This is a genomic window from Brasilonema sp. UFV-L1, assembly GCF_012912105.1.
Lineage (GTDB): Bacteria > Cyanobacteriota > Cyanobacteriia > Cyanobacteriales > Nostocaceae > Brasilonema.
In genome coordinates this window covers 1-5,375 of record NZ_QMEA01000243.1, presented here as the reverse complement: position 1 = coordinate 5,375, position 5,375 = coordinate 1, and the positions used below count along the sequence as shown (strand labels likewise).

The 5,375-nt window shown below is 41.9% G+C and carries 4 protein-coding genes; 3 read left to right on the top strand and 1 reads right to left on the bottom strand.

All coding sequences use genetic code 11. The features are described from left to right. The first annotated feature begins 116 nt into the window (after nucleotides 1-116). From DP117_RS33450 to DP117_RS33440, 3 genes are all read left to right on the top strand, one after another. Nucleotides 117-788 (top strand): site-specific integrase, encoded by a 672-nt coding sequence (locus DP117_RS33450; RefSeq protein ID WP_248277958.1) that lies wholly within the window; start codon nucleotides 117-119, stop codon nucleotides 786-788. A 181-nt stretch (nucleotides 789-969) separates the two neighbouring features. Next, nucleotides 970-2,139 (top strand): DUF4158 domain-containing protein, encoded by a 1,170-nt coding sequence (locus DP117_RS33445; protein WP_169222466.1) that lies wholly within the window; start codon nucleotides 970-972, stop codon nucleotides 2,137-2,139. A 20-nt stretch (nucleotides 2,140-2,159) separates the two neighbouring features. Then, nucleotides 2,160-2,687, top strand: a complete 528-nt coding sequence (locus DP117_RS33440) for a Tn3 family transposase (RefSeq protein ID WP_339381146.1) — start codon at nucleotides 2,160-2,162, stop codon at nucleotides 2,685-2,687. 114 nt (nucleotides 2,688-2,801) lie between these two features. Here the strand turns inward: DP117_RS33440 and ltrA are convergent, their stop codons facing one another. Beyond that, nucleotides 2,802-4,580, bottom strand: coding sequence for a group II intron reverse transcriptase/maturase (gene ltrA, locus DP117_RS33435; protein WP_169222464.1), 1,779 nt, complete (start codon nucleotides 4,578-4,580; stop codon nucleotides 2,802-2,804). Nucleotides 4,581-5,375 lie beyond the last annotated feature (795 nt).

Sequence of the window (5,375 nt, the reverse complement as noted above, 5' to 3'; positions counted from 1 at the left end):
AAGCAATTGCAAACTGCTTAAACTACAAGTCTTTCAGCTTTTCTTAGTGCCATTCCAGTCTAAGCCATTTAAAATACACAACTCACCACAAGCATCAAGCAATACTGCAAAGCTTATTGAATTTTGCGGTAGAACAAGGGTATATAAAATTTAACCCAATCAGTGGATTAAAACAGCGCCCTCCAGATAGAGAGAAGGGCGAACACAAAACTGACGATCCGATAAGGTATTTAACACCAACACAACTAAAAAAGTTGTATTCAGTGGTCAAACATGACCTACGCCTCAATGCTGTGGTACATTTGTTGCATCGCACGGGATGCAGGATTGGAGAGCTTTTAGCACTGGATTTATCAGATCTAGACCTAGAGAATCGGAAATTTCTAGTACTAGGAAAAGGAAACAAGCAACGCTGGTGTTTTTACAGTTCGGATGTAGCTTCAGTCCTGGATAACTATCTCAATCTGGCGCGGCATAAAAACGAATCGGCTCTATTTACAGCACAACATCCAGTGACCTTGAGAGTCAGTAGAATGAGCTATCATACATTGCATGAGAATTGGCGAGAAGTGACCGATGAATACCCTGAACTTCACGGAGTACGCATTCACGATTTAAGACACACTTATGCAACGGAGCGCGTAGGATTGATCGGTATAGAAGAACTGCGAGCGCTGATGGGTCATGAAAGTATTCAAACTACCTTGCGTTACCAAAAAGTGACTTCACAAAAAGCTGAAGAAGCAGCACGTCGTGCCTTAAATGTTCTGATTCATCCCCTTGAATGAACGATCTGCAGAACTGACGCCCCTCTGCTCAGTAGACAGTCTCTGAGCAGAAGAAAAACAGCATTTAAGCTTTTAGCATACTGTATGGCATAAAGAATGTAAAATACTCTTGGGTTGAGAAGTGAGGGATAAACCGTTTTGGGATCATCCCTGACAGATATGTGTTGCAAACATTACTGAAATGACCTTAACAGACCGTACCGCTTACCCCAAATTTAAACAAATCCCGGATGCCAAGGAGCTTGCAGAGCTTTATACTCCGACATCAGAAGAAATTCAGTTCGCAAAGTCTAAAACTAAGAGCCACGAGGGGTTTCTCAGTTTCATTGTCATGTTAAAATCTTTTCAACGGCTTGGTTATTTTCCTCATCCGGAACTAGTGCCAATTGTAGTGATTAGACATATTCGGTCGTGTTTAAAGTTACAAAGTTGGGTCAAAGCAATACCGTCTGAACGCCAGCGCTACACCTATCACAATACAATACGTATGTATTTAGGCGTTAAACAGTACGATAAATCTGCCCAAAAAATCATAGCTATTTTGGTTGCACAACAAGCAGAAGTCAAAGACCACCCGGCTGATTTAATTAACGTAGCAATTGAGGAGTTGGTAAAACAAAGATATGAATTACCTGCATTCAGTACCCTTGACCGTTTAATTGGCCATATTCGTGCAATGGTTAATAACCGTCTATTTCTGAGGGTTTCTAGCAGTTTTACCGTCACCGAGATTTTATATTTAGACCAATTACTTATAGGGGATACAAACTCAGAGTCAGCAACACTTAATTTAATTAAATCACCACCCAGAAGTGCAACATTAAATAGTATGAAGTCACTTCTGTCTAAGTATGATTCTTTAATGACGTTTGGGAATGCCAAACGTTTACTCTCAACTATTTCTCCTATTAAAGTTAGACACTTGGCAGCACAAGCCAGGGCTTTAGATATATCGGAATTTCAAGACATTAATCTTCCCAAACGCCGCACGTTACTTCTCTGTTTATTATATGAGGCACAGGTAAAAACCCGTGATTATCTTGTTGATATGTTTCTGAAACGTATCAACAAAATTCATAATAATGCTAAACAACGATTGCAGGAGTTACGCGAACAGCATTTAAAAGAAACCGAAGAGTTATTAAATACATTAAAAGAAGTATTAAAGGCATCAAAAGAAGCCTCTGACCATACAGTGTTGGGCGACAAAGTACAGGATATTTTAGATGAACGTGGCGGTCCTGATTTATTGCTAGAGAAATTTGAAGAGATAGCGGCTTACAATACAAATAATCACCTGCCTTTAGTCTGGCGGTTTTATTCTGGACAGATGTGGTCAACTGGAATTTAATCAAGACCCATTGGTACGATATGATGCGGGTCGTGCTGTCGATTAAGGCTGGAAAGGTCATGCCTTCGACCTTGTTGCGTAAGTTGAACAGTTACAGTAAGAAGAACCGCCTCTATCAAGCGTTTTTAGAATTAGGTAAGGCAGTGCGAACTATGTTTCTGTTAGATTACATCTCTAATGTTAGGATGCGCCAGGAAATTAACGCAATTACAAATATTGTGGAGATCTACCACAGTTTTCTAGATTGGGTGTTTTTCGGTAAAGAAGGTGCGATTACTGAGAATGACCCTATTGAGCAAGAAAAACGGTTAAAATACTTAGATTTTGTAGCAGGAGCCATTATTTTACACAATACCGTTGATATGTCGTTGGCGATTCAAACGTTAATGTCACGAGGAGAAGTGATTCCAATGCGACATTTGGCTGCCTTAAGTCCATACATAACCAGACATATCAAAAGATACGGAGATTATGTTGTGAATTTACAGAATATTCCGCAACCGTTAGAGGCCGCAATTCATCTCCCACCCGAAATCTTTGAAAGCTAGACACAGCAAGCTTTTCTAGACAATATTGCCGGTTTGATAGGGTCGAGGGGAACATTACTGTTCCACCCCTCCCATCCGAAACCGTGCATGAAAGTTGTCCCTTCACACGGCTACTCAATGTGTTTCCCTTTTGTCACTGCGGGACTTCTGGCTGCCATCAGTGGCAGTTTTGACATCGTGGCAATGGCGATGTAGTAATTGGAGATTTTTCCATTCCTTTTTACCTCCGCAAGAAATGGGATTAATGTGGTCTATCTCCAATAAATCACCTTCAGTAAAATGTAAGCCACATCCCATACATTTACCTTTTTGTTGCTTAAGGAGGTTCCTTTTAGTAGTAGGTAAATCAGGATGATTGCTTAACCTTAAACTCCAGTAAATAATGTCACCATCATATGGACTTTTATCACCCCGGACTTTTACATAATCGTTCACACTTGAGTGAAATTCGATATGTGTTAGTAACTTTAAGCCGTTACTATCTGGTTTAGTGGTGAATACCCAATGGTTATCACCTATGGTATGCCAATATTTCTGATGACCTTTATTAATGCTTCCGGTTTGTCTTTTAGCCCATCTTCTCAGTCGAAGATAAGTTATTCTATCTAACCGGGCAAAGTCCCCATTAGTTCCAGCGTCTGAGACTCTGTAATATGCAGCCCATCCCCTGATAACAGGGTTAAGGTCTTTAATTAATTCCGCTTGGGAACCAGACCTATATTTTGTAATGATGCTTTTCATATCCTTTTTATGAGACTCAATCGCTTTGTTTGAGGGGGTAATGAGGGTAATGAAACCAAGACGAGTACCAAGGCTGTTTTTATTATCTCGGTATTTCCCCACTTTCTTATGTTGAATATGGTGTCCAAGAAAATCAAATCCTGCTTGACCATCCTCACTTAAATGTGGGTCTAGCGTGTGTGCTATACGAGTCTTTTCTGGTTTCAATTCTAAGCCAATACCTTTGAGCCAATTTCTGATGATTTCCTCACACCAATTGATGACCACTCGTGATTCATGTAAAACTATGAAATCGTCCGCGTACCTTATGAAAGTTGGCTGGCAGATTTGATAGCCGAATCTAGTTTTTGAACCTCTAACTTTTCCCGATTTGTTGGCAGGAAATTCTTGGTTAATCAGGTTCTCTAAACCATGTAAAGCAATATTAGCTAATAATGGCGAAAGCACGCCGCCTTGGGGTGTTCCAGCCTTTGTTGCTCCAAAGGTTCCTGAATCTATCACTCCGGAATTAAGCCAAGCTTTAATTTGTCGCTTGACTTTCCCATTCATGTTTAGTTTCAGAAGTAATGCTTCATGGTTAATGCGGTCAAAGCATTGCGAAATATCTGCGTCTAGTACGAATTTTGCTTTTGATACTATGCAGTTTTTGATATGTTTGATGGCATCATGGCATGACCTGCCTCGTCGAAAACCGTAGCTGGATGGCTCAAATCGAGCTTCCCATTCCGGCTCTAGGGTAGCTTTTACTACCGCTTGAAGGGCACGGTCAAAAATAGTGGGTATCGAGAGCGGGCGTTTTTCGGTTTTCCCTGGTTTGGGTATCCAGACTCGGCGTGTTGGTTTAGATTTGCCGTTGACGAATAGCCCTTTTGCTAGGTTTAGACGTGCTTCTGGGGACAAGGATTTAACCCCATCCACTCCTGCCGTCTTTTTCCCTGCGTTATCTTGTGTTACCCTCCTCACCGCTAGTACCCTATTCGACCAAGACCTCATTAAAGTGTGCTGGAGTTTACGGACTTGCTGAATATCACCACAACGTGAAGCGGCGTAGATGCGTTTTTGCAACTTGAAGACGTATCTTTCAACTTTGCGCCAATTGATATTTCTCCATCCCTCAGTATTCAATTGTGAATCTGATTTAGGCGTATTCATTGCTACTTACACCCCTATCTCTAAGCACATTGCGGGTTACGTCTGCTTATCCTGGAAATTACTCCATCCCTTTTCAGGCTTTAACCGTTATCTCGGTTTAGGCTTTTGCTTCTTAACCCATCCCAACCAAATTCCGTTTCTAGTCTGACCACCTACCTATGTATCGACCGCCATAGGAACGGTAATTTGGGTTACTTCGTTCCTGATATCCATTGTTTTGGGTCTTTAGAGGATGTCTATCCACCGGGGGTCTAGGAAGTGCGCTGTTGCGGTTGCAAGAACCTAACAGTCCTTACCCTATCGGATATTTCCGCTCCCTTGGTGTGTCCGAAACACAAGCTTATATCCCTTGGTGAGATCTGACGATGGCTCAACGACATTTCGTTTGCTCTCCCCATAGACTCTTGCTTGCGGTTGGTGCTTTCAGCAATTACCACCATTTACCGCTTTCATCCCCGCTTTAGGGATTTGATGGTCAATCTCTTCCCTAGGGGCTACCATTATTGGTAGTTTATGTGCTTTCAACCCCGCACCAGGGCGGTAAGACTTGGTTTTCTAGGTTACTCACCTCACTTACATGTATATCAAGTTGTCATCAGTAAAGGATTAAAGTGCGTTCGCGAAGCGTGCGCCCCGCGCATACTCAACCAAGATTGGTTACTTTACTGAAGCCTGGAATCTCCCCAGAAACTGGGTTTCTCCAGAACGAATCGCACTTACACGTATCTCGGCTCAACGTCAACATGGTCTAAGTCTTAGCTCGACAAAATCCATTTTTTTCGCCACGCGCTCGCT